The organism is Roseateles sp. P2_H4 (assembly GCF_056403315.1).
This window is the reverse complement of sequence record NZ_JBFUFR010000014.1, coordinates 103401-127323: the sequence shown is the minus strand read 5'-3', so window position 1 is coordinate 127323 and position 23923 is coordinate 103401. Positions and strand designations below refer to the sequence as shown.

Here is a 23923-nt window from a genome sequence, read left to right as displayed (position 1 = left end):
ATCAGGCCTTGGCGGCGCGGTACTGGGCGACCAGGGCGGCGTAGCGCTCGCCCTGGCGCAGCGCGACATAGCGCTCCCGGGCCGCGCGCTGGGCCGGGGTGTCCTGGCCGGTCTCGGCCGCGACACGCTCGGCGGCAGCGAGGCCCGACTCCTGGTAGACCTTCAGGTCGGCCAGCACCTCGGCCCGCGAGACGGTGGACGCCACGCTGACGCTGGCGCCCGACTCGGGATCCGTCACATAGGACTGGGCGTTGGCCGCGGTGCCGACAAGGGCGGCGCTGGCGAGCAGTAGCTGGAAAACGGCGCGGTTGAAGCTGGGTTGGCGGGTCATGGCAGGCTCCTGGTAAGTCGGTGCGTTGGGGGGATCGAGTGGTCTTGCGACAGAACGAACTGTGCCGACGATGCTCGTACCAGAAATGCCATAAAGTACGTTTAACTTTGCATTTCGTACTAACCATGGCCGATCGACTTGCCGCCCTCTTCACCCACTTCGCCGTGCGGGCCGAGACTTTTCAGGTGGGCCCGCTGTGCGGCGTCAACAGCCTGGAGCCCCAGGCCGGGCGTGGCCAGTTGCACCTGATCCGCGAGGGTGGCGTGGAGGTGCACCACGACGGCAGGCCCGAGCCGCTGCGCATCGCCGAGCCCAGCCTGCTGCTTTACCCCCGCCCGCTGGCGCACCGCTTCGTGACGGACCCGAGCTGCGGCGCGCAGTTCCTGTGCGCCCACATGGCCTTCGAGGGCGGTGCCAGCCACCCCGTCGCGGCGGCCCTGCCGCCCTGGGTCTGCCTGCCGCTGGCCTCGGTGCCCGGCTGCGCGCCGGTGCTGGAGCAGCTGTTTGCGGAGGCCGAGGCCACCCATTGCGGCCGCCAGTTGATGCTGGACCGGCTGTTCGAGGTGCTGCTGATCTGGGTGCTGCGCGAGCTGATGAGCCAGGGCCAGGTCGAGTCCGGCATGCTGGCCGGCCTGTCACACCCCAAGCTGCGCGGGGCCCTGGTGGCCCTGCACGAGGCGCCGCAGCGCGACTGGCCGCTGGAAGAGCTGGCGGCGGCGGCCGGCATGTCGCGCACGGTGTTCGCCAACGCCTTCCGCGACGTCGTCGGCTGCACGCCGGGCGTCTATCTGCAACGCTGGCGCATCGGCCTGGCGCAGAAGGGGCTGCGCGAGGGGCGGGCCCTCAAGCACATCGCAATGGATGTGGGCTATGGGGGCGAGGCGGCGCTGTCACGCGCTTTTCGGGCGCATACGGGGCAGTCGCCGAGGGAGTGGCGGAAGGCGGAGCTGCCGCAGGACTGAAAATCCGGTGTTGCTGGCCACGCGGGCTCGACCTGCATCCAGCGAACAGCGAACAACCAAAGGGAGGGGTATGAAATTCACTATGGGCCTGGCGGGCCTCTTTGCGGCCGCCTTGATGTCGGCTTGCAGCAGCCTGCCTGCCATGCGGATGTACGCCGGGCCGCCCAAGCCAGATTCTGAAATTGCGATCGTCAAAGCCGTAAGAAATGGAGCCGTCGATGCCAGGTTCCTGGGGATTCGCCAGGAAGGTGGAATGCCCGGCACGCTGGTAAGGTTTCACGCCGACATGGCGGGATATCCTGTGGAGGTGAAGCTGGATCCCGGTATTTACCACTTCACCTTGCGGTGCAAGCACGGGTGGGGGCTTGCTGGGCCCACCGTGCGGGTCGAGCTGGCTCGAGGTCGTACCTATTCCTTGGGCTGCTCCGATGCCGGGGAGCGCAATGAGCGAGCGCTGGCCAGCGTCTTCAACGTGGAGACGCACGCCGTCGAATAGCGGTCCTGCGCGAGAGACCTAGAGCGCCTTGCGCAAATTCGCCGGCGCGATCTTCATGCCTTCGCGGTACTTGGCCACCGTGCGCCGCGCGCACTGGATGCCTTGCTCTTCCAGCATGGCCGCGAGCGCGCTGTCCGACAGCGGCTTCTTGATGTCCTCCGCCGCGACGAACTGCTTGATCAGCGCGCGCACCGCGGTGCTGGAGGCCTCGCCGCCGGCCTCGGTGCTGAGCCCCGAGCCGAAGAAATACTTCAGCTCGAAGGTGCCCCAACTGGTGGCCATGTATTTGGCCGTCGTCACGCGCGAGATGGTGGATTCGTGCAGGCCGAGTTCGTCGGCGATCTCGCGCAGCACCAGCGGCTTCATGGCCAGCTCGCCATGCGTGAAGAAGCCGCGTTGGCGCTCCACGATGGCCGTGCTCACGCGCAGGATGGTGTCGAAGCGCTGCTGGATGTTCTTGATGAACCAGCGCGCCTCCTGCAGCTGGCCGCCCAGCGGCGAGTTGCTGATGCCGCCACGGGTCGCGCGCAGCGCATTGGCATAGAGGTCGTTGATGCGCAGCTTGGGCGCCACCTCGGGGTTGAGCATGACGCGGAACTCGCGGCCGCTCTTGCGCACGATGACGTCGGGCACGATGGCCGCCGCGGCGCCCTGGGCGAAGCGCCGACCGGGCTTGGGTTCGAGCTGGGTGATGAGCCCCTGGGCCTCGCGCAGCAGGACTTCGTCGGCGCCGGTTTCGGCCATCAGGCGGCGCATGTCGCGCCGGGCCAGCAATTCCAGATGACCCTTGCAGATCAGGATGGCGATGACCTGGGCCGGGCACTTGGGGCAGGCGCGCAGCTGCAGCACCAGGCATTCCGACAGGTCGCGCGCGCCGATGCCGGCCGGCTCCAGGCTCTGCAGCAGTTGCAGCGCGATGCGCAGGTGGTCCAGCAGCTCCTCGCGGCTCTCGGCGTCCTCGATGAGGGCCGCAGCGATCTCGTCGAGCGGGTCTTCGAGGTAGCCGTCCTCGTTCAGTGACTCGATCAGCACCTGCATGGCGGCGCGGTCTTGCGGCGACAGGTGGTGGCCGGCGAGCTGCTGGGTGAGGTGCTCGGCCAGCGTCAGTTCGGCGTACTCCTGGCTCTCACGCTCGCCGTCGTCGTCACTGCCGCTGCCGGAGCTGCTGGGCAGCTCGCGGATGCCGTCGAAGTCGTCCTTCTCGGTGCCGTTCTCCCAGTCCTCGCGCTCGGTGCCGCCGAAGTCCTCGCCGCTCAGCTCGGGCGCCTCGGCGGTGTCGGCTTCGGTGCCGCTGTCACTGCTGGTTTCGGCGGCAGACGACTCGGCCGGCGCGTTGCTGGCCAGCTCGGGGGTGCTGACGGTGAACTCTTCTTCCGTCTCGAGCAGCGGGTTGCTGGCCAGCATCTGCTCGACTTCCTGGTGCAGCTCCAGCGTGGACAGCTGCAGCAGGCGGATGGATTGCTGCAGCTGGGGCGTCAGCGCGAGATGCTGACTGAGGCGGACCTGCAGCGTCTGCTTCATGGCGCGGCGTCTTTCGGGCCGAGCGCCGGGCCGCTCCCAAGCCGGCCCGCCTGGGCGATGTGCTTGTCGCTCAATGCGGCAAGCATCGCCGTCCCCTCGGGGGACCGACCAGACTCGCTCGCGTTCAGCGACGCGAGGATGGGCGAGGGGCTGACCATGCTCACATCCGGAAATTTTCGCCGAGATAGACCTTGCGCACGTCGGCATTGGCCACGATCTCGTCGGGCGTGCCTTCGGCGAGCACGGCGCCCTCGCTGATGATGTAGGCGCGGTCGCAGATGCCCAGCGTCTCGCGGACGTTGTGGTCCGTGATCAGCACGCCGATGCCGCGCGCCTTCAGGAAACTGATGATGCGCTGGATCTCCAGCACCGCGATGGGATCGACGCCGGCGAAGGGCTCGTCCAGCAGGATGAAGCGCGGCTGGGTCGCGAGCGCGCGGGCGATCTCGACGCGGCGGCGCTCGCCGCCCGACAGCGCCGGCGCGGGGCTGTCGCGCAGGCCCTCGATGGAGAGGTCGTGCAGCAGGCCGTTCAGCAGCTCGTCGATGCGCGCCTTGGACAGGGCCTTGCCGCGCTCGTCCTGCTGCAGTTCCAGCACGGCGCGGATGTTCTGCTCGACGGTGAGCTTGCGGAAGATCGAGGCTTCCTGCGGCAGATAGGAGAGGCCCAGGCGGGCCCGCGCATGGATGGGCAGGCGTTGCACTTCGGCGCCGTCGATGCGGATGACGCCGGCGTCCGACCGCACGAGGCCGACGATCATGTAGAAGCTGGTCGTCTTGCCGGCACCGTTGGGGCCGAGCAGGCCGACGACCTCGCCGCAGTCGACGCGCACATGGACGTTCTTGACGACCTTGCGCACGCCGTATGTCTTGGCCAGCGCCTCGGCTTCGAGGCGGCTGCCGCATTCCGCCATGGGGCGGTTGGTGACGGACTCTGCGACCGCGGTCATGAGGGCTTTTTCGGCGGCGTGATCGTCGTGGACGGCTGCAGCGGCAGCGCGGCGGGCGGCGCCGAGGCCGGCGTGTCGGGCTGGGCACGTGGCATCAGCACCATGCGCACGCGGCCGTTCGGGTTGGGCGAGGCGCTGCCGCCCTCCAGCGCGAAGACTTCGGTGCGGCTGTCGTAGACGATGACGGCGCCGGTGACCTCGTCGGCCACCGTCGCGCCGCGAATGCGCCGCACATTGGCGTTGCCGATGAAGCGCACGGTCTCGGTGCGGGTGTCGTACTCGAGCTGGTCGGCGCGTCCTTCGATGGACTCGCCGGGCGTGTCGCGCGCCTGGCGGAAGCTGACCGGCTTGCCCGTGGCGCCGGTGGCATAGGCCTGGTGGTAGCCGTCGCGGGTCTCGCGCACATCCACCTTCTCGGCGTTCAGCATCAGGCTGCCCTTGGTGATGATGACGTTGCCAAACAGCTCGGTGCGCTGGTTGACGCTGTCGATCCGGCCCTCCTTGTCGGCCGTGAAGACCATGGGCTTGAGCCGGTCGGCCTTCTCGGCCTGGGCGGCGGAGAAGACAAGCACGAGAGCGAGCGGGATCAGGTGGCGTGGCATGGCGGCACGGAAGTTGCAGGCCATTCTAGGGGCCTGCCACCGTCTCCAGCCTTTCCGCCACGGCAAGTGCGTCAGGAAACCTTGCCGGCCCGTGCCATCTTGACGAGGAAGTCCGCCACGGCGATGGCCTGCTGGCCCTGGGCTGCCTCGCTCTGGCCCGGCGTGCCGGCCTGGCCGGGGCTGGTGCGCCAGCGGCCGGCGATGACCAGGGCCGGCACTTCATTGGCGCCCGCCAGTTCGGCCAGCTTGTTGCCTTGCTGGACCTTGGCCTGGATGCCGAAGGAATTGAAGGTCTGCTTGAACTTGGCCGCATCCACGCCCAGGCGGCTGACGAGGGCGACGACGGCCGCCTCGTCATTGGCATCGACACCGCCGCGGTGGAAGGCGTTGAAGATGCCGCTGTGCACGGCCGGTGTCAGCGCGCCCATGGCTTCCAGCGCATAGAACATGCGCTGGTGCAGCTTCAGCATGGCCTGCTGGCCCACCGGCACGCGGCGGAAGCTGACGTCCGCCGGCAGCTGGTGCAGCCAGGCCTCCAGCAGCGGGTCGAAGGCGTTGCAGTGCGGGCACTTGTAGAAGAAGAACTCGACGACCTCGATCTTGCCGGGCGTGCCCGGCAGCGTCTGACCCAGGCGCGTGTAGTGCTTGCCCTCGACCGGGCCGCCCTGGGCGAGCACCGCAGGCGCGAAGCCGGCGGCGATCAGGGCCGTGGTGGCGTGGCGACGCTTCATGCTTTATTCCTGGCCCGCTGGATCAGGAATTCGACGATCTGCAGCGCCTTCTGGCCGAGTTCCTGCTCGGGCAGGCGCTGGGCCAGGCCCTTGCCGGCGTCGCTGGGCGAAGTCAGGAAGCGGCCGGCGACGCCGATGCTGGGCACGCCGTCGATGCGGTAGGCCTCGGACAGCTTCTCGGCCTGGGTGCACTTGGTTTGCACGCCGAAGGAGTTGTAGGCGTCCTGGTACTTGACCGGATCGATGCCCAGGGGGCTGAGGAACTTGGCCTGGCTCTTGGCGTCGTCCAGGGCCAGGCCCTGCTGGTGCATGGCGTTGAAGATGGCCGGTCGGGCGGCGGCTTCCTTGCCCATGGACTCCAGCGCATAGAACATGCGCTGGTGGATCTTGACGTTGGCGCGGAAGGCCACGTGCACCTTGCGGAAGGCGACGTCGGTCGGCAGGTTCTTGGTCCAGGCCTCGATGGCGGGCTCGAAGGCAAAGCAGTGCGGGCAGCCGTACCAGAAGAACTCGACGACCTCGATCTTGCCCGGCGCGGTCGGCAGCGCCGGGTTCAGCACCATGTAGTTGCGGCCCTCGATGGGGCCACCCTGGGCGAGGGCGTCGCTCGCGGCGCCAGCCAGGGGCGCAGTGGCGAGGAGGGCGGAAAAGTCGCGTCGCTTCATGGCGGCAGTCATCCTTCAGGCGGTAATGCGGTCAGCGTTGTACACGAACGAGGTTGGCCTCGAAGCCAGCCCCCTCAATCTTGCGCTGCAGGTCTTCGGCGGCTTCACGGGTGTCCGAGGGGCCGAGGCGCACGCGGAAGACGGTGCGGCCGTTCTGCTCGCGCTCCATGACCTTGGCCGTGAAGCCCTGGATGGCCAGCTTGGCCTTCTGGCTTTCGGCCTCCTCGGGGCGCGTGAAGGCGCCGGCCTGGACGAAGTAGACATAGGCGTCGGCGCCGGTGGCGGCGGCCGTCGTGGGCGTGGATGCAGCCGGCGCTTCGGCCTTGGGGGCCGCGGGCTTGGGCGGCGGCAGGGCCGCAGTGGCGGCGGCGCTGGCCGTTGCGGCGGCGGTGCTGGCGGTCGTGGTCGCCGGCGGCGGCACCGTGGCGACCGGCGCATTGACGACGCCGCTGGCACTGCGCGCGGCCTTGCCGGCCAGCGGCGCGTTCGGGTCCCAGTTGCGGTTGCGTTCGGCTTCCTGCGCGTCCTGCTCGGCGGTGCGCTGCGGCACCTTGTTGACGAAGGGGATGGGCACCTTGGTGATGTAGAGGGCCACGCCGAGGGCTACGGCCAGGCCGACCAGCAGGCCCACGATGAGGCCGAGGACGAAGCCGCCTTTCTGGTTCTTGTGGCCGGCGGGTTTGGAGGCAGCAGTCATTCGTTCTCCGAGCTTTCCGAAGGAGTTTCAGCAGTGTCGCGGTTCATCTGCTCGGGCGCGCTGACGCCCAGCATGCCCAGGGCATTGGCCAGCACCTGGCGCGTGGCGGCCAGCAGGGCCACGCGGGCGCGGCTCAGCTCGGGCGCCTGGTCCATCACGCGTTCGGCGCCGTAGTAGGAGTGGTAGGCGCCGGCCAGGTCGCGGGCATAGAAGGCCACGTCGTGCGGCGCGATGCCGGTGGCTGCACCGGTCAGCATGTCGGGGTAGGCGGCCAGCTTGAGCATCAGCGCTTCCTCGGTCGGCGCGGTCAGCAGGCTGAGTTCGGCACCGGCGATGGTCGACACGTCACCACCCCATTTGCGGATCACCGAGCAGATGCGCGCATGCGCGTACTGCACATAGAACACCGGGTTCTCGTCGTTGGCCTTCAGCGCCAGGTCGACGTCGAAGACGAACTCGGTGTCCGCCTTGCGGCTGATCAGGAAGAAGCGCACCGCGTCGCGGCTGGTCCAGTCGATCAGGTCGCGCAGCGTCACATAGGAGCCGGCGCGCTTGGAGATCTTGACCTCCGCGCCGTCCTTCATGACGGTGACCATCTTGTTCAGCACGTAGTCCGGGAAGCCCTGCGGGATGCCCAGGTTCTGCGCCTGCAGGCCGCCGCGCACGCGGGCGATGGTGCCGTGGTGGTCGGTGCCCTGGATGTTGATGCACTGCGTGTAGCCGCGCTCGAACTTGTTGACGTGGTAGGCCACGTCGGGCACGAAGTAGGTGAAGCCACCGTCCTTCTTGCGCATGACGCGGTCCTTGTCGTCACCGTAGTCGGTGGAGCGGAACCACAGCGCCCCGCCTTCTTCGTAGGTCTTGCCGGCGTCGACGATGCGCTCCACAGCCTTCTCCAGCTGGCCGCCGGCGTAGACGCTGGATTCCAGGAAGTAGTTGTCGAACTTCAGGCCGAAGGCCTGCAGGTCCAGGTCCTGCTCGTGGCGCAGATAGGCGACGGCGAACTGGCGGATGCTGTCCAGGTCGTCGATATCGCCCGAGGCGGTGAACTCGCGGTCGTCGGCCTTGACGGTCTCCTTCTTCAGGAAGGCGTCGGCAATGTCCTGGATGTAGTCGCCGTTGTAGGCCGCCTCGGGCCAGCCGGCGTCGCCGGGCTTGATGCCCTTCAGGCGCATCTGCGTGGAGTTGGCCAGCGTGGCGATCTGCACGCCGGCGTCGTTGTAATAGAACTCGCGGGTGACGTCGTGGCCCTGGCTCTGGAAAACCGAGCACAGCGAATCGCCCAGGGCGGCCTGGCGGGCATGGCCGACATGCAGCGGGCCGGTCGGGTTGGCCGACACGAACTCGATCATGACGTGCTTGCCGGTGGCGGGGCGGTGGCCGAACTTGGCGCCGGCGGCCAGCACCTCGGCGACGACGGCCTGCTTGGCCTCGGGCTTCAGGCGGATGTTGATGAAGCCGGGGCCGGCGATCTCCAGGGCCTGCACCCAGGTCTGGAAGGCCGGCTTGGCCTGCAGGGCTTCGATCAGGCGGGTGGCCAGTTCTCGCGGGTTGGCCTTCAGCGGCTTGGCCAGCTGCATGGCGGCCGTGCAGGCGAAGTCGCCATGGGCGGCCTGCTTGGGGGATTCGAAGGCCACGGCGGCATTCGAGCCGGGGGCGATTTCCTGGAGAGAGTCGGCGAGTGCGGCGAGCAGCGCCTGCTTGGCTTGGATCATGGGGGCGATTTTAGGAGGCGGACCTCGAACAGCCAGAACGCATGGCGGGGCCGCTGCGCTGACTCAGGGCTGTGGCGCTTCGTGACAGGCGACGCAGAGCTTGTTGCCGTCGGGATCGCGGAAGTAGGCGCCGTAGTAGTTCGGGTGGTAGTGGGCCCTCAGGCCGGGCGGGCCTTCACAGCGGCCGCCCTGGGCCAGGGCCAGCGCATGGGCCTGGTCGACCAGGTCGCGGCTCGTGGCCAGCAGGGCCACCATCTGGCCGTTTCCCGGCTCATGCTGGCCTTCAAAAGGCTTGCCCAGCAACAGCAACGGGCGTGGCCCCGGCGTGCTCTGCCAGCCGGCCCAGCCCTCGGCCGGGTTGCAGAAACGTTCGGTGACACCCAGCAGCGCCAGCAGCGGCCGATAGAAGGCCAAGGCGCGATCGAAGTCACGAGTGCCGAGAAATACGTGGGAGAACAAGGGCCTGCACCTCCGGGAGCGGCCCCTATCATGCCCCGCGATGACCGCATCCGCCGACGATCTGCCCGCCCATATCGGCCGCTACCAGGTGCTCAAGCGCCTGGGCGAGGGGGCGACGAGTGACGTCTTCCTGGCCCGCGACCCCTTCCAGGACGTGGACGTGGCCATCAAGCGCATGCGCGCCTGGGCGGCGCCGCCGGATGCGCCGAGCAGCGACTTCAGCAACCGCTTCTTCAGCGCCGAAGCGGCCCTGGCCGGGCGGCTGCACCACCCCAATGTCGTCGCCATCCTGGACGCCGTGTCCGAAGAGGCCGCGCCCTATCTCGTCATGGAGTACGTGCCCGGCGTCACGCTGAAGCACTTCTGCCGCAGCGACCGCCTGCTGCCGCTGGACCAGATCGTCGAGCTGGGCTTCAAGTGCGCGATGGCCCTGAGCTATGTCTACCGCCAGGGCGTCATCCACCGTGATGTGAAGCCGGCCAACCTGCTGGCCGTGCTGGATCCCGGCGGCCAGGTCGTCGATGTCAAGGTCAGCGACTTCGGCTCGGCCCTGAACCTGCTGGCCGATTCGACGCAGATCCACCGCGTCGGCTCGCTCGCCTATATGCCGCCCGAGCAGATCGAGGGCGGCGACGTCGACTGCCGGGCCGACATCTATGCGCTGGGCGCGGTGCTCTACCACCTCATCAGCGGCCGTCCGCCTTTCGATGCGCCGCACCAGATGGCGCTGATGCACCAGATCTACCACCAGCCGCCGCTGCCGCTGATGGGCCAGCGCCAGGGCGTCACCGAGGGCCTGGACGCCGTCGTGCTGCGCGCGCTGTCCAAGCACCCGCACGAGCGCTTTGCCGACTGGGAGAGCTTTGCCCAGGCGCTGTCGGCTCTCGTCGCCAGCCAGCAGGTGCCGTTGAACCGCCTGGGCGAGGTGCGCGACTCCGAGCGCTTCAACCTGCTGCGTTCGCTGGAATTCTTTGCCGACTTCGGTGACGTGCAGCTGTGGGAAGTGGTGCGGCGCGCGCGCTGGAAGCGCTACCCCGTCGGTCACGCCCTCTTCAGGCGCGGCCAGGAGGGCAACAGCTTCCACATCATTGCCCAGGGCGAGGTGCAGGTCTTCCGCGAAGGGCGGCTGGTGGCCTCGCTGGGCCAGGGCACCTCGGTGGGCGAGATGGCCTATCTGGCGCCCAACCCCGACCTGCGCCGCCACAGCGCCGAGATCCGCGTCAGCCAGGAGTGCACGACGATCTGCTTCACGCCGGAGTCCGTGGGTCAATTGAGCCCCGAATGCCAGCACCGCTTCGACCGCGGCTTCATCCGCGTGCTGGTGCGCCGCCTGCATGCGGCGCACGAGGCCCTGCACCACCCGCGGCGAATTTTGTGACGCCGATGAAACACGGCTTGGCACGGTCATGGGCGCATGCTTGAATTGACTCGCCTATCCACCTCCCGAAGAAGGGGTTCCCGATGAAACGATTCGCCATCCTGCTCGCCTGCGCTGCCGTTGCTTTCGGGGCCCAGGCCACGCCGCAGCAGGACAAGATGAAGGCCTGCAATGCCGAGGCCAAGACCAACGGCAAGAAGGGCGACGACCGCAAGGCCTTCATGAAGGAATGCCTGTCCGGCGGTGCAGCGCCCGCTGCGGCCGCCCCGTCGAGCGCCACCTGCGACAAGTCCGCCGCCGACAAGAAGCTGCACGGTGCAGCCGCCAAGAGCCACGTCAAGAAGTGCATGGCCGACGCAGCCGCCTCGGCGCCCAAGTGACCGGCTGACAAGCCCTGTAGGACGAGAGCCACCTTCGGGTGGCTCTTTGCTTTGGGGTGGTAGGTTGGCTCCGACACGGGATTGGCCCGCCGGCTGGTTCCGGCCGGGGCCGCCGGCGCCGAAAGTTGGCTCACGTGATTGCCACCCCTTAGGAGCAAACCATGAGCACGATTGACATGATTTCCAGCCCCTCCACCGCCTACTGGCGCCTGACCCTGCTGTCCGTTGTGGCAGCGGCAACCCTGGCCCTGACGGGCTGCGCGGGCATGTCGGCCCGTGAGACCAGCACCATCGTTGGCGCCACGGCGGGTGCCGTCGTCGGCGGCGCTGTGACCGGCACGACGGCCGGCGCTGCGGTCGGCGCTGCCGCCGGTGGCGTGGTCGGCAACGAAGTCGCCAAGAAGCGCAACCGCTAAGGCATGAAAAAGGCCGGCGTGAGCCGGCCTTGCGCTGCGGGTTCTGAAACTCAGAACTTGTAGCGCGCCTCCAGGTAGTACTGGCGGCCCGAAGCGTCGACCTTCTGCTGCTCCGCCTCGCTGTAGCGATAGGTGGCGCGGACCGGGTTGGTCAGGTTGGTGGCGCTGAAGGACAACTGCAGCTCCGGCGTGATGTTGTAGTTGGCCGAGAAGGCCACGTTGGCCACCGGCGCCGCGATGGTCGGCGCGGAAGGCATCAGCACGCCGCCGATGGTCGAATTGCCCTGGCTGTTGGCCGTCGGCGACGGTGCCGTGGTGCTGGACACGTAGGCGCCGCGGTAGTTGTAGACCAGGCGTGCGCTGAACACGTCGTTTTCCCAGTACACGCCCACATTGCCGGCGATCTTGGACGCACCCGTCATCGGGCGGCCGTCTTCCACGCGGGTTTCGGTGTAGCTGGCGTTGGACTGGAAGCCGAAGCCCCAGGGGAGCGGCTGCTCCCAGCTCAATTCCAGGCCCTGGATGCGCGCCTTCTGCTGCGTGGACGAGTTGATCAGATAGGTGCGGTACTGATTGGTCGTGCCGTCGTACAACTCGACGGTCTGACCCGACGCGGTGCCGCCGGTCTTGGCATAGCCGTCGATCAGCGAACTGAAGCCCGAGAGCGCCAGCATGGCGCGCTTGTCGTAATACCAGGCCAGCGAGATGTCGAGGTTGCGCGAGCTCATCGGCGTCAGGTTCGGGTTCGGGCCTGTCACCGTGCAGCCCTGCGAGGTGCAGGCCTGGCCTGAGTAGGTGGCGCCGTAGAGGTTGTAGTTCTGGCGGCCGATGGTCTTGGACAGGCCCAGGCGGCCGACCAGCCCGCTGAAGATCTCGTAGCGCAGGTTCAGGCTCGGCAGGATGTCGTCGAAGATGCGCCGGGTGGTCTCCTTGCGGTAGATCACGCCGGTGGCGCCGTTGAAGGCCGTGTTGTCGTAGTAGGGCTGGCCTTCGCTGACATCGAGGATGGCGTCCGGGTAGGCGGCGCAGGGCACATAGGGCTTGCCCGGCTCGATGCGCAGGCAGGCGCCCGCCGGGATCGGCACCGGCGTGCGCGAGGTGACGGCCGTGCGCACCAGGCGCAGGCCGATATTGCCCGACCACTTCTCGCCTTCCAGGTTCTGCATCAGATAGGCCGAGCTCTGGATTTCGCGCAGGTCGATGGAGCCGGAGATGCGGCGCTCCCACTGGGGGCTGGTGGGCTTGGCCAGGTCGCCGAAAAGGCTGGTCAGCGTGTCGCGCGAGAAATAGAAGCCGGAGTTGTCGATGTTGCCACCGAGGTATTTGCCGAAGTCGCCGGGGTAGGGCACGGCCAGGGCCGGGTCAGGCGCGTTGGCAGCCACGAAGGCGGACTTCAGGGCCACGGTCGACAGGCCGTACTGGCGGCGGTGGTCGGCATTGCGAAAGCCGAAGCTCATCGAGCTGAAGATGCCGCTGTCCTGCGTGTACTCGCCGTCGACGGCGAAGCTCTTCTCGCTGTCGATGGTGTGATAGCGGTTCAGGCCGCTGCGGCCGGTCAGGCGGTAGCCGGGCGTGCCGGGGGCCGCGCTGGTGGCCAGGGGCACGGTGCCGCTGCCGGCGTTGATCCAGCTGAAGTCCGGCGCCTTCTCGAGGTCGGTGATGTCGTACTTGACGCCCTGGCCATAGCGCGAGTAGGTCAGACCGCGGTCCATGTCGGTGTGGCCGATGCCCTTGGTCGTGCTCAGCAGGCCCTTGAGGGTCAGCTTGTCGCTGACGACCCATTTGCCATCCAGGTCCAGGAAGCTGGAGCTGGCATAGGCGCCGCTGCGGTAGAAGCCTTCCGAGTCGCCCACGTACTGGGCCGGCAGGCCGTTGGCGTAGGAGATCTCCGCGGACTTCAGCACGCGCAGCTTGTGGCCATAGATGGTCTCTTCCTCGGCGATCACCGGGTTCTTGATGGAGGCGTAGACGCGTTGGCCGTTGACGTTGGTGGCCGTGGTGCCGCCCAGCGGGCCGGACTGGCCGGACAGCATCTGGTAGAGGGCGCCCATGGTCGCGCGGCCGAAGTTGGCCGCGTTCATCTTGGWATAGAAGCCGGTCAGGCCCACCTCGGTATTGCTGGTGGGCTTGAACTGGCCGGAGAGCATGCCGCCCTTGCGGTCGCGCACGCCTTCCACGAATTCGGTGGACATGGAGCCCGGCAGGCGCACGCCGTTCAGGTCGGCGGCCTTGTAGGGCGTGCCGGCCAGCGAGGCGTCGGTGATGCCCAGCATGGTGGCCGTGTTGATCTGGTCCCAGCCGGAGTTGGCGCCGTAGGCGAAGCGCGAGGCGGTGTCGCGGCGTATGTAGCGCTTCTCGGCGAAAACCTGGCCGATGAAGCCCAGCGTGCTGTCTTCGTTCTTCCAGTTCAGGTTGGCGTTGAGCTGCGGGCTGGTCTTGGCCGGCAGGTCGGCGTACACGCCGCCGGCGCTGACCACGCCGCTGAAGCCCTTCGGGGAATCCAGGGGCTTGCGGGTCGTCACATTGATCGTGCCGGCCAGGCCGCCGTCAACGATATTGGCCTGCGAGGTCTTGTAGACGGTGGCCGAGTTCAGCACCGAGGAGGGCATCAGCGACAGGCTGGTGGAGCGGCTGCTGGAGGCCTGGTCGGACAGGTACCAGTCGCCACCGGAGACGGTGTGGCCGTTGAACAGGATCAGCGACATGTCGGGGTTGGTGCCGCGCATGGCCACCTTCTCGGCCTCGTCGTAGTCCGTGCGCACGGCCACGCCGACGACGCGCTGCAGCGAGTCGGCCAGGTTCTTGTCGGGCATCTTGCCCACATCAATGGCCGTGATGACGTCCACGTTCGCCGAGGCGTTGCGCTTGGCCTCCAGCGAGGTTTCCAGCGAGGCGCGGATGCCGGTGATGACGACCTTCTCCAGCGCCTGCGCATCGGCCTTGGCCTTGGCGTCCGGAGTTTGCTGGGCCAGGGCCGCGCCCTGCAGGCTCAGCAGCAGGCCGGCGAGGCCGCAGGCGATGGGGGTGGGCTGGAATCTCATGGTGTTTTCCTTGCGTTGCCGAATGCAAAGATTCTTGCGACGCAAGTCACACCCCATCAGGGGCCAAGCCCGCGGAGTCGGCACCGGAGCAACACTCCGCGCATCACGGAATGAGCGCCGGGCATGTACGGCGGTTATGCCCGCCGTGGCGTCATGTCAAACCACGTGGCAGGCGACGCGCCGGCCATCCACCTCGCGCAGCAGCGGCACCTCTTCGGAGCAGCGCGGCACGGCCAGCGGGCAGCGCTTGTGGAAGCTGCAGCCCGTGGGCGGGTTCAGCGGGCTGGGCAGCTCGCCGTGGATGACGATGCGCTCGCGCCGGTCGGCCTTGCGCAGGGCCGGCGTCGCGCTCATCAGCGCCCGCGTGTAGGGGTGCAGGGGCGCCGCGAACAGCCGCTTCTTCTCGCCGATCTCCACCGCCGTGCCGAGGTACATGACCATCACTTCGTCGGCCACGTGTTCCACGACCGACAGGTTGTGCGAGATGAACACATAGCCGGTGCCGAACTCGTCCTGCAGGTCCATGAAGAGGTTCAGGATCTGGGCCTGGATGGACACGTCCAGCGCGCTGACTGGCTCGTCGGCGACGACGATGCCGGGGTTCAGGATCATGGCCCGCGCGATGGCGATGCGCTGGCGCTGGCCACCCGAGAACATGTGCGGATAACGGCGCAGATGCTCGGGCCGCAGGCCCACCTTGGCCGCGAGTGCCGCCACGCGCTCACGGCGCTCCAGTGCCGTCATGGGCGTGTTGATCAGCAGCGGCTCGGCCAGCGTGGTCTCGACGGTCTTGCGCGGGTTCAGCGATGCGAAGGGGTTCTGGAACACCATCTGCACCTGGCGGCGCAAGGACTTCAGCGTGGCCTTGTCGGCCGTCGCGGCATCGGTGCCGCTGATCTTCAAGGCGCCGCGCGTCGGGTGCTCGATCAGCGTCAGCTGGCGCGCCAGCGTGCTCTTGCCGCAGCCCGATTCGCCGACGACGGCCAGCGTCTTCTTCGGGGCCAGCGTGAAGCTGACGCCGTTCAATGCCTTGACGGTCGCCTTGGGCTTGAACAGGCCCTGGCTGACGCTGTAGTGCCTGGCGAGGTCGGTCGCTTCGAGGAGGAGCTCAGACATGGGCGTGCTCCTCGACGGGGAAGAAGCAGCGCACACCGTTCTCCAGCGCCGGCCGCTCGGCCACGCAGCGCGGCTGTACGCGCGGGCAGCGCGGCGACAGCAGGCAGCCCTTGGGGCGGTCCAGCGCGCCGGGCACGATGCCGGGCAGGGCGGACAGGCGGGTCGCGCCCTTGTTGTGCTCAGGAATCGCCGCGAGCAGGGCATTCGTGTACGGGTGGCGCGGCGCGTCGAAGAGCGCGGGCACGGGGCCGGTCTCGACGATCTGGCCGGCGTACATCACGGCGATGCGCTGGGCCATCTCGGCCACGATGGCGAGGTCGTGCGTGATCATGATCAGGCCCATGCCCTGCTCGCGCTGCAGCTTCAGCAGCAGCGCCATGATCTGGGCCTGGATGGTCACGTCCAGCGCCGTGGTCGGTTCGTCGGCGATCAGCAGCTTGGGGCCGCAGGCAATCGCCATCGCGATCATCACGCGCTGGTTCATGCCGCCCGACAGCTGGTGCGGGTAGGCATTGGCGCGGTTGGCCGCGTCGGGGATTTCGACCTGCTCCAACAGCTCGATGACGCGCTGCTTCGCCGCCGCGCCGCGCATGCCCAGGTGGGCCTTCAACACCTCGGCGATCTGGGCGCCCACCGTGTAGCTGGGGTTGAGGCTGCTCAGTGCGTCCTGGAACACCATGGCCACGTCGCGGCCGATCAGCGCGCGGCGCTCCGAGGCGTTCAGCTTCAACAGGTCGCGGCCCTGGAATTCCAGCGCGTCCGCAGTGACCTTGCCTGGCGCGTCGATGAGGCCCATCAGCGCCAGCATCGTCACCGACTTGCCCGAGCCCGACTCGCCGACGATGCCCAGCAGCTCGCCCGCGTCCAGCGTCAGGTCCACGCCGTCGACGGCGGGGAAGTTGCCGAACTGGACCTTGAGGTTCCTGATGTTCAGCAAGGGCATCAGGCCACCTTCTTCAGCTTCGGGTCCAGCGCATCGCGCAGCCCATCGCCCATCAGGTTGATGGCCAGCACCGACACGAGGATGGTCAGCCCCGGCAGCGTGACGACCCAGGGTGCGCGGGTGATGTAGTCGCGGGCGGAGGACAACATCGTTCCCCACTCGGGCGTCGGCGCCTGCACGCCCAGGCCCAGGAAGCCCAGGCCGGCGGTTTCGAGGATGGCCGACGAGAAGCTCAGCGTCGCGTTGACGATCAACGGCGCCATGCAGTTGGGCAGCACGGTGATGAACATCAATCGCCACACATGGGCGCCGGCCACGCGGCTGGCCGTCACATAGTCGCGGCCGATCTCGCCCAGGGCGGCGGCGCGCGTCAGCCGCACATACCCGGGCAGCGCACCGATGGCGATGGCGATGACGGTGTTGACCAGGCCGGGGCCGAGGATGGTGATGACGCAGATGGCCAGCAGCAGGGCCGGCAGGGCCAGCACGATGTCCATCACGCGCATGATGGCCGGCGACAGCCAGCGCTGGAAGAAGGCCGCCAGCAGGCCCAGCAGCACGCCGGGCAGCAGCGACATCAGGACCGCAGCGAGGCCAATGCCCAGCGACACGCGGCCGCCATGCAGCAAGCGGCTCAGCATGTCGCGGCCCAGCTCATCGGTGCCCAACAGGAAGCGCGTGTTGCCGCCTTCGGCCCAGACCGGTGGCGTCAGCATGAAGTCGCGGTATTGCTCGATGGGGTCGTGGGGCGCGATCAGCGGCGCAAACAGGGATGCCAGGGCGATGACGGCGAAGACGATCAGAGCGACCAGGGCGCCGCGGTTGGCGGCAAAGCCCAGCCAGAACTCGCGCAGCGGGCCGGGCGGCTCGATGGCAATGACGGAAGTCGAATTCAAGCGGAAGTCCTTGACGATTCAGGCAGCTTGGTTTTTCGCGATCTGATTGCCGCCCAGAAACACGGAATCGCCAACGCTGCCGCAACCTCTGGTATCCATAAGCTGGCGCGCCACTTCGCGCGCAGTTCGTCGCGCAGATCAATGAGTTCTCCGTCCCGCTCCACGCCAATCAGACGGCCCCCCACCATGTAGTAGGTGCGGGAGATACCCAGGTCGAGAGCTGAGCTGGGATATCCGCAGAAATCGCGTGTGCAGCTGATTCGACTACGGCCCGCGGTTTGAAGAACGTAGCCCTTGTTTTCAGGCTGCATGACAGCAACGAATCCACTCGAGCGCTCGATAGGTTGCCCATCCAAGGCCGTCAGCTGCCATGCCAGCAGCCCGCCTCCCATGGCGGCGGCGAGCAAACAGCCAAAGCCAAGAGTGGCCCATACCTCAGACACGGAACGCAGCGCCCTAGTCATGATTGCCTCAATGCCCCCCGCCCCTGATCCGCGGATTCACCACGCCATACAGCACATCCACGATCAGGTTCACGCCGATGAAAGTCAGCGCCGAGATCAGGATGCCGGCCTGCACGACCGGGTAGTCGCGCCGCCCGATGGAGTCGATCAGCCATTTGCCGATGCCGGGCCAGGAGAAGATGGTCTCGGTCAGCACGGCGCCGGCCAAGAGGCTGCCGGTCTGCAGGCCGACCACCGTCAGCACCGGGATCAGCGCATTGCGCAGTGCATGCACCACCACCACGCGAGTCGGTGACAGGCCCTTGGCCCGCGCGGTGCGCACATAGTCCTCGCGCAGCACTTCCAGCATGGACGAGCGCGTCATGCGCGCCACCACGGCGAGCGTGCTGGTGCCCAGCACCAGGGCCGGCAGGATGAGGTGCATCAGCGCCGACTTGAAGGCGCCTTCCTCGTTGCTGAGCCAGGCGTCGATCAGCATGAAGCCGGTCACGCGTTCGGGGTCGAACTCGATGCCGATGCGGCCCGACACCGGCGTCCAGCCCAGGTTGACCGAGAAGAACATGATGAGGATCAGCCCCCACCAGAACACCGGCATCGAATAGCCGACGGTCGCCGTGCCCATCACGCCCTGGTCCAGCAGCGAGCCGCGCTTGAGCCCGGCGCTGACGCCCAGCAGCAGGCCAAAGCCCACCGCGAAGATCAGCGCCGCCGTCGCCAGCTCGACGGTGGCCGGGAACAGCGCTGCGAACTCCTTGCTGACCGGTTCGCGGCTGACCAGACTCTGGCCCAGGTCGCCGTGCAGCAGCTTGCCCACATAGTCCGCGTATTGCACCGGCAGCGGCTGGTCCAGGCCCATGCGCTTGACGAGGGCCGCATGCGCCTCGGGGTCCAGCCGGCGCTCGCCCATCATGACCTCGATGGGGTCTCCGGGCACAAGGCGGATCAGGCCGAAGGCAACGAGGGTGATGCCGATCAATGTCGGCACCAGGGTCGCGAGACGTTTGAGCAGGAAGGCGAGCATCACCAGCGCGAGGTGTAGGGCCGCGTCTCGACGTCGCCGCCGCCGGCCACGCGCATCGCGGTGGGCGTGGAGGCGACCTCGATCAGCGCGGCCGTCTCGGCGTCCGGCGTGCCGGAGATGTCGCGCGGCCGGTACTTCATCTGGAAGGTGGCGATGACTTCCTTGGTCAACACGTCCAGCTGGCCCGAGCGCGACACGTTGTAGCCGATGCGCGCCAAACGCTCCTGCAGCCAGGCCACGTCGCGCGGCGCGACCTCATGCTCCAGCGTCTTGACGATGACCAAGGGGCCGTCCGGCCAAGGAATCAGGCCCGCGTCGGCCAGCTGCCGCCAGGGGAACTGCGGACCCGGGTCCTGCTTGCGGCCGGGCGCGATGTCGGCGTGGCCGATGATGCGGTCGGGCTTGACGTTGTGGCGCTTCTGGATGTCGCGCACCAGGGCGATGACCTCATCGATCTGGGCCTGCGGGAAGGGCGCGTAGACGCGGCCGCCGGGCCCGTCCACATAGCCGGCGTTGACGATCTCGATGCCGATGGAGGCCGAATTCAGGTTGGTGTTGCCGGCCCAGTAGCTGGCGCCCGCATGCCAGGAGCGGCGGTTCTCGTCCACCAGCGCGTAGCTGGCCACCGGGTTGTCGCGCACCAGGTAATGGGCCGACACCTGGCCGCCCGTCGTCAGCACCTTCAGCGACTTCTCCCAGTCGATGACGGTGTAGTGCAGCACGATGTACAGCGCCCGGCTGTCCTGGTTCTGCGAGGTGTAGCTGCGGTCGATGTTGGGCGCACGCACGGCGATGGCGGGCGCGGTCGAAGCCATCGGCGCCTTGGAGGCAGCGGGCGGCGTGGCGGCCGTGCCGGGCGGCGTGGGTGCCACGCTGGCGCAGGCACTGAGCAGCAGGGCCAGGGAGGCAGCAACGAGGGAGGTGAACTTCATGCGTGGGACGGGCGTGGCCAGACCCGGATTGTTGCAGCGCGGTCGCGCCGGCGGCCCCGGGCCAGCCCGCAGGGGCCATGTCGGAGGGCGCTGCGGGTATGAGTGCAGGTGATGGGCCGGCACAGAATGCGCGCATGAGTCATGACTACACGACCCTGCGCGCCACCCCAACGGCCGACACCTACCGCCAACTGCGCGTCGCTTCCGGCCTCAGCCCCAAGTCGGCTGAAGCGGCTGCGCAAGGGCTGCCTGGCACCCTGTTCGCGGTGCAGATCCTGCACGGCGGCGAGCCGATCGGCATGGGCCGCGTCATCGGCGACGGCGGCACGGCCTTCCAGGTCGTCGACATCGCCGTGCTGCCCGAGCACCAGGGCCGGGGCCTGGGCAAGCTCATCATGGGCGAGATCGCCGCCTGGCTGCGCGACCACGTGCCTGAGACGGGCTATGTGAGCCTGCTGGCTGATGTGCCGGCCGACGCCCTCTATGCCCAGTTCGGCTTCGTGCACACCGCGCCCGCGACCTTGGGCATGGCATGGAAGCGAACAGCGTGATGCCCCTCGCCCAGTCTTGCGACGCTGAACGCGCGCAACCCTGGTTGGTCCCCCGAGGGGACGGCGATGCTTGCGGCATCGAGCCGCACGCACATCGCCAAGCGGGCCGGCTCGGGAGCGGCCCAGCGCTCGGCCCGGAATACTCGGTTTCGCTTGTGAATGGATGACTGACATGAAACGCCTGATCGTGCTCGCGCTGGTGGCCGCCTCGGTCTCGGCTCAAGCCAAGACGCTGACCGTCTGCACCGAAGCCAGCCCCGACGGCTTCGACTACTCCCTCTTCCACGCCAACTCCACGGCCGACGCCTCCTCCGAGGCCCTCTACAACCGCCTCGTCGAGTTCGAGCCCGGCACCACCAAGCTCGTGCCGGCGCTGGCCGAGCGCTGGGAGATCAGCGCCGACGGCAAGACCTATACCTTCCATCTGCGCGCCGGCGTGGCCTTCCACACCACGCCCTGGTTCAAGCCGACGCGGCCGTTGCAGGCGGATGACGTCGTCTACAGCTTCACGCGCCAGATCGACCCCAGGCACCGCTGGCACAACCAGCCCCGCCAAGGCTGGTACTACGCGGCGGCGATGCAGTTCGGCCAGTTGGTCAAGAGCGTCACGGCCGTAAATGCGCGCACGGTGCGCATCGAGCTGACGCGGCCCGAGGCGCCCTTTCTGGCCGACGTGGCCATGGGATTCCTCAGCGTGCTGTCGGCCGAATACTCGGAAGCATTGCAGGCGGCCGGCCGCATGGAGGACATGAACCTCAAGCCGGTCGGCACGGGGCCTTTTCAGTTCCGCAGCTATGTGAAGGACGCCGTCGTCCGCTACGACGCCCACCCCGGCTACTTCCGCGGCAAGGTGGCGCTGGACAAGCTCATCTTCTCCATCTCGCCCGACTCCGCCACCCGGCTGCAGCGCCTCAAGGCCGGCGAGTGCGACATCGGCCTCTACCCCATGCCACAGACCTGGGACGAGATTCGCCGCGATGGCAAGCTGCAGCTGCTGACTGGCCCGGGCCTGGTCACGACCTTTGTCGGGCTGAACGTCGAGCACAAGCCCTTGGACGATCGCCGCGTGCGCCAGGCCCTGGGGCTGGCGACCGACCGAGCATCGATCGCCCGTGCCGTCTACGGCGGCGCTGCCAGTCCGGCCGGCAACCCCTACCCACCCTCGCAATGGAGCTATGACGACAAGGCCGGCCCGGCGCCGCAGGACCTGGCCAAGGCGCGCGAGCTGCTCAAGGCCGCGGGCCTGGCCAACGGCTTTGCGCTGAAGCTCTGGATACGTGCCGGTGCCGGGGCCACCAATCCCAACCCCAAGGCGACGGCCGAGCTGCTGCAGGCCGACTGGGCGCGCATTGGCGTCAAGGTGGAGATCGTCACGCTGGAGTTTGGCGAGCTGCTCAAGCGCACCCGCGCCGGGGAGCATGACGCGACGCTGCTCGCCTGGGCCTCGGACAACGGTGACCCCGACAACTTCCTGACGCCCAACTTCGCCTGCGCGGCCGTGGCCGGCGGCAGCAATGTGGCGCGCTGGTGCCGCAAGGATTTCGATGCCCTGCTGGCCGAGGCGCGCGAGGTGGCCGATCAGGGAAAGCGCGACGCGCTCTACCGCCGTGCCCAGGCCCTGTATCGCGACGATGCGCCCTGGGTGCCCTTGACCTACCCGACGACGGCCATCGCCACGAGCAAGCGTGTCGTGAACATGAAGGTCAGCCCCTTCGGCCTCAACAACTACGCCAACGTGGACGTGAAATGAAGATCGCCGACATGAACTGGATGCAGGTCGAGGCTTGGCTGAAAGCCGACGACCGCTGCCTGCTGCCCATAGGCTGCACCGAGCAGCACGCGTATCTCAGCCTCGCAGTCGACGCCATCCTGGCCGAGCGCGTCGCCGTCGAGGCGGCCGAGCCACTGGGCGTGCCGGTGTTCCCGGTCCTACCCTTCGGCATCACACCCAGCTTCATGAGCTATCCCGGCACCGTCACGCTCAAGGTCGAGACCATGGTGCGGGTCGTGCAGGACCTGCTCGACAGCCTGGACCACCAGGGCTTCAGGCGCATCCTCATCGTCAATGGCCATGGCGGCAACCAGCCTGTCGCGGCAGCGGTCGCCGAATGGATGGCCGCCCACCCACGCACCCGCGTGCGCTTCCACAACTGGTGGAATTCGCCCAGGACACTGGCCTATGTGAAGGCCAAGGACCCGCAGTCGGCCCATGCCTCGTGGATGGAGAACCTGCCGTGGACGCGCCTGGCCGGCGTCACCCAACCCGAGGGCCGCAAGCCGCCGGTCGACTACCAGCGCTATGCCGTGCTGCCGCCCGCTGCGGCGCGCGAACTGGCCGGCGATGGCAACTTCGGCGGCGCCTACGAGCGGCCCGACGAAGAAGTGTTGGAGATGTGGCGCATCGCCGTCGAGGAGACGCGGGCGCTGATAGAAGGGCCCTGGGCTTAGCCCATTTCGGTTCAAGGAGAGCAGCTTTCGGCCACAAGCGGGTGGTCGTGAGCGACCGCATTCGGATAGGCTAGCCGGCTGGCGCTCGCAATCTTGAACTCATGAACATGGCATACAAAGTCAGACTCAGAGCCGAGCCTCGAAAAGACTTCGGCTCGTATGGATACGTGATCAGTTGCGAGGAGCGGGATATTGCCGAGTTTCGCCACAACTACAGGGGTGAATGCGAGAGCTTGAATATTCTCTCTACTGGCCATGTGGAAGACCCACCATTCGGCATGTGCACAGCGTTCTTGACTGGTGGTGGCGACCAGCCTCTCGGTCTTACTCCCGCAGCCATTCGGCATTTGGAATCCCTCCTGCCTCACGAGAGGAAGACCTGAACATCGTCCGTCTCCACCATCCCTCTTACCCGCTGGCGTGACCTTGTGCTTTTGGTGCTGTGCTTCTGCTTGTCGGTAGCTCAATCGTGGTTGTGGATGTCTGCAACGGGTCGACAACTGCCCTAGCTGAACCCCATCGAGCCTAAGCCACAGGCGGCAGCTCGGGCGCGCTCAAGCCGTCGAAGGGATCGGCCCAGGCCGGCAGCGCCATCAGCCTTTCATGCCAGGCGGCCACGGCCGGGTAGTCGGCCAGCGGCAGCTTGGCCACGTCGTTGAAGGGCAGGAAGACGCCCATGCGGAAGTCGGCATAGCTCAGGCCGCTGGCCAGCAACCATTCCTGCTTGGCCAGATGGGCCTGCAGGATGGCCGCGGTCTCATGGAAGCGCGTGGTGCCGCGCGCCACCAGGCCCTCGTCCAGCGCGCCCAGCTTGTAGCGCTGCTTGGTGCCGCGCTCGAAATGCACCATGTCGCAGGCGTTCATGAAGTTGTCGCGGCTCCAGCTGACCCAGCGGATCATGTCCGGCAGTTCGGGCCCGGTGCGCCAGAACTCCGAGCCCACCAGCTGCGACAGCCGGCAAGCGATGGCATCGGCCTCGAACAGCGAGCTGCCGTCGGCCTCGACCAGGATGGGCAGGCGCAGCGAGGGGTTGAGATGGCGGTATTTGTCGGCCTGGCCCGGCGCCAGCGGCGCGGCGAACTCGTAGGTGACCGGCGCGGCCAAATACTTCGCCGCCGCGACGGCCAGGCGTGGGTTGGGGTTGCGGGAGAAGTAGAGGATGGGCGTCATGCGGCAGGTTGGAGCGTTGGCAGCGTTGTCATCTTCGCG

The 23923-nt window shown here is 67.7% G+C and carries 25 protein-coding genes; 8 read left to right on the top strand and 17 right to left on the bottom strand.

Annotated features, from left to right (window positions below):
- Position 1: 1 nt before the first annotated feature.
- On the bottom strand, positions 2–331 hold the full coding sequence (locus AC1DW3_RS12810; protein WP_477931696.1) for a hypothetical protein: 330 nt from the start codon (positions 329–331) through the stop codon (positions 2–4).
- Positions 332–456: 125 nt separating this feature from the next.
- Between AC1DW3_RS12810 and AC1DW3_RS12805 the strand changes: the two genes are divergently transcribed.
- Positions 457–1293 (top strand): AraC family transcriptional regulator, encoded by an 837-nt coding sequence (locus AC1DW3_RS12805; protein ID WP_477931695.1) that lies wholly within the window; start codon positions 457–459, stop codon positions 1291–1293.
- A 70-nt stretch (positions 1294–1363) separates the two neighbouring features.
- A complete protein-coding gene (locus AC1DW3_RS12800) occupies positions 1364–1789 on the top strand; it encodes a hypothetical protein (protein ID WP_477931694.1) in 426 nt (141 codons plus the stop codon).
- A gap of 18 nt (positions 1790–1807) precedes the next feature.
- Here AC1DW3_RS12800 and AC1DW3_RS12795 read toward each other — a convergent pair whose 3' ends face one another.
- From AC1DW3_RS12795 to AC1DW3_RS12760, 8 genes are all read right to left on the bottom strand, one after another.
- Positions 1808–3310: an RNA polymerase factor sigma-54 gene (locus AC1DW3_RS12795; protein WP_477931693.1), complete on the bottom strand. Its 1503-nt coding sequence runs from the start codon at positions 3308–3310 to the stop codon at positions 1808–1810.
- Between the two features lie 160 nt (positions 3311–3470).
- Complete coding sequence (gene lptB, locus AC1DW3_RS12790; protein WP_477931692.1) at positions 3471–4259, bottom strand: LPS export ABC transporter ATP-binding protein; 789 nt, start codon at positions 4257–4259, stop codon at positions 3471–3473.
- A complete protein-coding gene (gene lptA / locus AC1DW3_RS12785; RefSeq protein ID WP_477931691.1) occupies positions 4256–4861 on the bottom strand; it encodes a lipopolysaccharide transport periplasmic protein LptA in 606 nt (201 codons plus the stop codon). The genes lptB and lptA overlap by 4 nt, the downstream gene beginning before the upstream one ends.
- A gap of 71 nt (positions 4862–4932) precedes the next feature.
- A complete protein-coding gene (locus AC1DW3_RS12780) occupies positions 4933–5592 on the bottom strand; it encodes a thiol:disulfide interchange protein DsbA/DsbL (protein ID WP_477931690.1) in 660 nt (219 codons plus the stop codon).
- Positions 5589–6257 (bottom strand): thiol:disulfide interchange protein DsbA/DsbL, encoded by a 669-nt coding sequence (locus AC1DW3_RS12775; protein ID WP_477931689.1) that lies wholly within the window; start codon positions 6255–6257, stop codon positions 5589–5591. The genes AC1DW3_RS12780 and AC1DW3_RS12775 overlap by 4 nt, the downstream gene beginning before the upstream one ends.
- A 31-nt stretch (positions 6258–6288) precedes the next feature.
- Complete coding sequence (locus AC1DW3_RS12770; RefSeq protein ID WP_477931688.1) at positions 6289–6954, bottom strand: SPOR domain-containing protein; 666 nt, start codon at positions 6952–6954, stop codon at positions 6289–6291.
- Entirely contained in the window at positions 6951–8669 is a 1719-nt protein-coding gene (gene argS / locus AC1DW3_RS12765) for an arginine--tRNA ligase (RefSeq protein ID WP_477931687.1), read from the bottom strand. The genes AC1DW3_RS12770 and argS overlap by 4 nt, the downstream gene beginning before the upstream one ends.
- Positions 8670–8732: 63 nt before the next feature.
- Positions 8733–9128: a VOC family protein gene (locus AC1DW3_RS12760; protein WP_477931686.1), complete on the bottom strand. Its 396-nt coding sequence runs from the start codon at positions 9126–9128 to the stop codon at positions 8733–8735.
- Positions 9129–9168: 40 nt separating this feature from the next.
- On the opposite strand from AC1DW3_RS12760, the gene AC1DW3_RS12755 reads away from it, so the two are divergent.
- From AC1DW3_RS12755 to AC1DW3_RS12745, 3 genes are all read left to right on the top strand, one after another.
- Positions 9169–10506: a serine/threonine-protein kinase gene (locus AC1DW3_RS12755; protein WP_477931685.1), complete on the top strand. Its 1338-nt coding sequence runs from the start codon at positions 9169–9171 to the stop codon at positions 10504–10506.
- A gap of 83 nt (positions 10507–10589) precedes the next feature.
- The gene (locus AC1DW3_RS12750) at positions 10590–10886 is read left to right on the top strand and encodes a PsiF family protein (protein ID WP_477931684.1); all 297 of its coding nucleotides are present in this window, start codon (positions 10590–10592) and stop codon (positions 10884–10886) included.
- Positions 10887–11047: 161 nt separating this feature from the next.
- Positions 11048–11302, top strand: coding sequence for a glycine zipper domain-containing protein (locus AC1DW3_RS12745; protein WP_477931683.1), 255 nt, complete (start codon positions 11048–11050; stop codon positions 11300–11302).
- Positions 11303–11352: 50 nt separating this feature from the next.
- Here AC1DW3_RS12745 and AC1DW3_RS12740 read toward each other — a convergent pair whose 3' ends face one another.
- The 7 genes from AC1DW3_RS12740 to AC1DW3_RS12710 form a co-directional block, all read right to left on the bottom strand.
- Positions 11353–14343, bottom strand: a complete 2991-nt coding sequence (locus AC1DW3_RS12740; RefSeq protein WP_477931682.1) for a TonB-dependent receptor — start codon at positions 14341–14343, stop codon at positions 11353–11355.
- Positions 14344–14499: 156 nt separating this feature from the next.
- Entirely contained in the window at positions 14500–15459 is a 960-nt protein-coding gene (locus AC1DW3_RS12735; protein WP_477931681.1) for a peptide ABC transporter ATP-binding protein, read from the bottom strand.
- On the bottom strand, positions 15452–16402 hold the full coding sequence (locus AC1DW3_RS12730) for an ABC transporter ATP-binding protein (RefSeq protein WP_477931680.1): 951 nt from the start codon (positions 16400–16402) through the stop codon (positions 15452–15454). The genes AC1DW3_RS12735 and AC1DW3_RS12730 overlap by 8 nt, the downstream gene beginning before the upstream one ends.
- Positions 16402–17298 carry an ABC transporter permease subunit gene (locus AC1DW3_RS12725; RefSeq protein WP_477931679.1) on the bottom strand — a complete coding sequence of 299 codons (897 nt, stop codon included), beginning with the start codon at positions 17296–17298 and terminating at the stop codon, positions 16402–16404. Before AC1DW3_RS12725 ends, AC1DW3_RS12730 begins: the two co-directional genes overlap by 1 nt.
- Positions 17295–17762: a hypothetical protein gene (locus AC1DW3_RS12720; protein WP_477931678.1), complete on the bottom strand. Its 468-nt coding sequence runs from the start codon at positions 17760–17762 to the stop codon at positions 17295–17297. Before AC1DW3_RS12720 ends, AC1DW3_RS12725 begins: the two co-directional genes overlap by 4 nt.
- A gap of 7 nt (positions 17763–17769) precedes the next feature.
- On the bottom strand, positions 17770–18783 hold the full coding sequence (locus AC1DW3_RS12715; protein WP_477931677.1) for an ABC transporter permease: 1014 nt from the start codon (positions 18781–18783) through the stop codon (positions 17770–17772).
- On the bottom strand, positions 18783–19715 hold the full coding sequence (locus AC1DW3_RS12710; protein WP_477931676.1) for an N-acetylmuramoyl-L-alanine amidase: 933 nt from the start codon (positions 19713–19715) through the stop codon (positions 18783–18785). The genes AC1DW3_RS12715 and AC1DW3_RS12710 overlap by 1 nt, the downstream gene beginning before the upstream one ends.
- A gap of 134 nt (positions 19716–19849) precedes the next feature.
- Between AC1DW3_RS12710 and AC1DW3_RS12705 the strand changes: the two genes are divergently transcribed.
- From AC1DW3_RS12705 to AC1DW3_RS12695, 3 genes are all read left to right on the top strand, one after another.
- On the top strand, positions 19850–20266 hold the full coding sequence (locus AC1DW3_RS12705; RefSeq protein ID WP_477931675.1) for a GNAT family N-acetyltransferase: 417 nt from the start codon (positions 19850–19852) through the stop codon (positions 20264–20266).
- 172 nt (positions 20267–20438) lie between these two features.
- Entirely contained in the window at positions 20439–22016 is a 1578-nt protein-coding gene (locus AC1DW3_RS12700) for an ABC transporter substrate-binding protein (protein ID WP_477931674.1), read from the top strand.
- The gene (locus AC1DW3_RS12695; RefSeq protein WP_477931673.1) at positions 22013–22714 is read left to right on the top strand and encodes a creatininase family protein; all 702 of its coding nucleotides are present in this window, start codon (positions 22013–22015) and stop codon (positions 22712–22714) included. Before AC1DW3_RS12700 ends, AC1DW3_RS12695 begins: the two co-directional genes overlap by 4 nt.
- A gap of 525 nt (positions 22715–23239) precedes the next feature.
- Here the strand turns inward: AC1DW3_RS12695 and AC1DW3_RS12690 are convergent.
- Positions 23240–23884 carry a glutathione S-transferase family protein gene (locus tag AC1DW3_RS12690; protein ID WP_477931672.1) on the bottom strand — a complete coding sequence of 215 codons (645 nt, stop codon included), beginning with the start codon at positions 23882–23884 and terminating at the stop codon, positions 23240–23242.
- Positions 23885–23923: the final 39 nt, after the last annotated feature.

Excerpts from the sequence above, each read along its gene's own strand:
- AC1DW3_RS12770 (WP_477931688.1), bottom strand. The coding sequence starts at position 6,954 with ATGACTGCTGCCTCCAAACCCGCCGGCCACAAGAACCAGAAAGGCGGC.
- AC1DW3_RS12800 (WP_477931694.1), top strand. The coding sequence starts at position 1,364 with ATGAAATTCACTATGGGCCTGGCGGGCCTCTTTGCGGCCGCCTTGATG.
- AC1DW3_RS12775 (WP_477931689.1), bottom strand. The coding sequence starts at position 6,257 with ATGAAGCGACGCGACTTTTCCGCCCTCCTCGCCACTGCGCCCCTGGCT.
- AC1DW3_RS12795 (WP_477931693.1), bottom strand. The coding sequence starts at position 3,310 with ATGAAGCAGACGCTGCAGGTCCGCCTCAGTCAGCATCTCGCGCTGACG.
- AC1DW3_RS12805 (WP_477931695.1), top strand. The coding sequence starts at position 457 with ATGGCCGATCGACTTGCCGCCCTCTTCACCCACTTCGCCGTGCGGGCC.
- AC1DW3_RS12730 (WP_477931680.1), bottom strand. The coding sequence starts at position 16,402 with ATGCCCTTGCTGAACATCAGGAACCTCAAGGTCCAGTTCGGCAACTTC.
- AC1DW3_RS12810 (WP_477931696.1), bottom strand. The coding sequence starts at position 331 with ATGACCCGCCAACCCAGCTTCAACCGCGCCGTTTTCCAGCTACTGCTC.
- AC1DW3_RS12720 (WP_477931678.1), bottom strand. The coding sequence starts at position 17,762 with ATGACTAGGGCGCTGCGTTCCGTGTCTGAGGTATGGGCCACTCTTGGC.
- lptB (WP_477931692.1), bottom strand. The coding sequence starts at position 4,259 with ATGACCGCGGTCGCAGAGTCCGTCACCAACCGCCCCATGGCGGAATGC.
- AC1DW3_RS12700 (WP_477931674.1), top strand. The coding sequence starts at position 20,439 with ATGAAACGCCTGATCGTGCTCGCGCTGGTGGCCGCCTCGGTCTCGGCT.
- AC1DW3_RS12705 (WP_477931675.1), top strand. The coding sequence starts at position 19,850 with ATGAGTCATGACTACACGACCCTGCGCGCCACCCCAACGGCCGACACC.
- AC1DW3_RS12780 (WP_477931690.1), bottom strand. The coding sequence starts at position 5,592 with ATGAAGCGTCGCCACGCCACCACGGCCCTGATCGCCGCCGGCTTCGCG.
- AC1DW3_RS12750 (WP_477931684.1), top strand. The coding sequence starts at position 10,590 with ATGAAACGATTCGCCATCCTGCTCGCCTGCGCTGCCGTTGCTTTCGGG.
- lptA (WP_477931691.1), bottom strand. The coding sequence starts at position 4,861 with ATGCCACGCCACCTGATCCCGCTCGCTCTCGTGCTTGTCTTCTCCGCC.
- AC1DW3_RS12695 (WP_477931673.1), top strand. The coding sequence starts at position 22,013 with ATGAAGATCGCCGACATGAACTGGATGCAGGTCGAGGCTTGGCTGAAA.
- AC1DW3_RS12745 (WP_477931683.1), top strand. The coding sequence starts at position 11,048 with ATGAGCACGATTGACATGATTTCCAGCCCCTCCACCGCCTACTGGCGC.
- AC1DW3_RS12735 (WP_477931681.1), bottom strand. The coding sequence starts at position 15,459 with ATGTCTGAGCTCCTCCTCGAAGCGACCGACCTCGCCAGGCACTACAGC.
- AC1DW3_RS12710 (WP_477931676.1), bottom strand. The coding sequence starts at position 19,715 with ATGAAGTTCACCTCCCTCGTTGCTGCCTCCCTGGCCCTGCTGCTCAGT.
- argS (WP_477931687.1), bottom strand. The coding sequence starts at position 8,669 with ATGATCCAAGCCAAGCAGGCGCTGCTCGCCGCACTCGCCGACTCTCTC.
- AC1DW3_RS12690 (WP_477931672.1), bottom strand. The coding sequence starts at position 23,884 with ATGACGCCCATCCTCTACTTCTCCCGCAACCCCAACCCACGCCTGGCC.
- AC1DW3_RS12755 (WP_477931685.1), top strand. The coding sequence starts at position 9,169 with ATGACCGCATCCGCCGACGATCTGCCCGCCCATATCGGCCGCTACCAG.
- AC1DW3_RS12715 (WP_477931677.1), bottom strand. The coding sequence starts at position 18,783 with ATGCTCGCCTTCCTGCTCAAACGTCTCGCGACCCTGGTGCCGACATTG.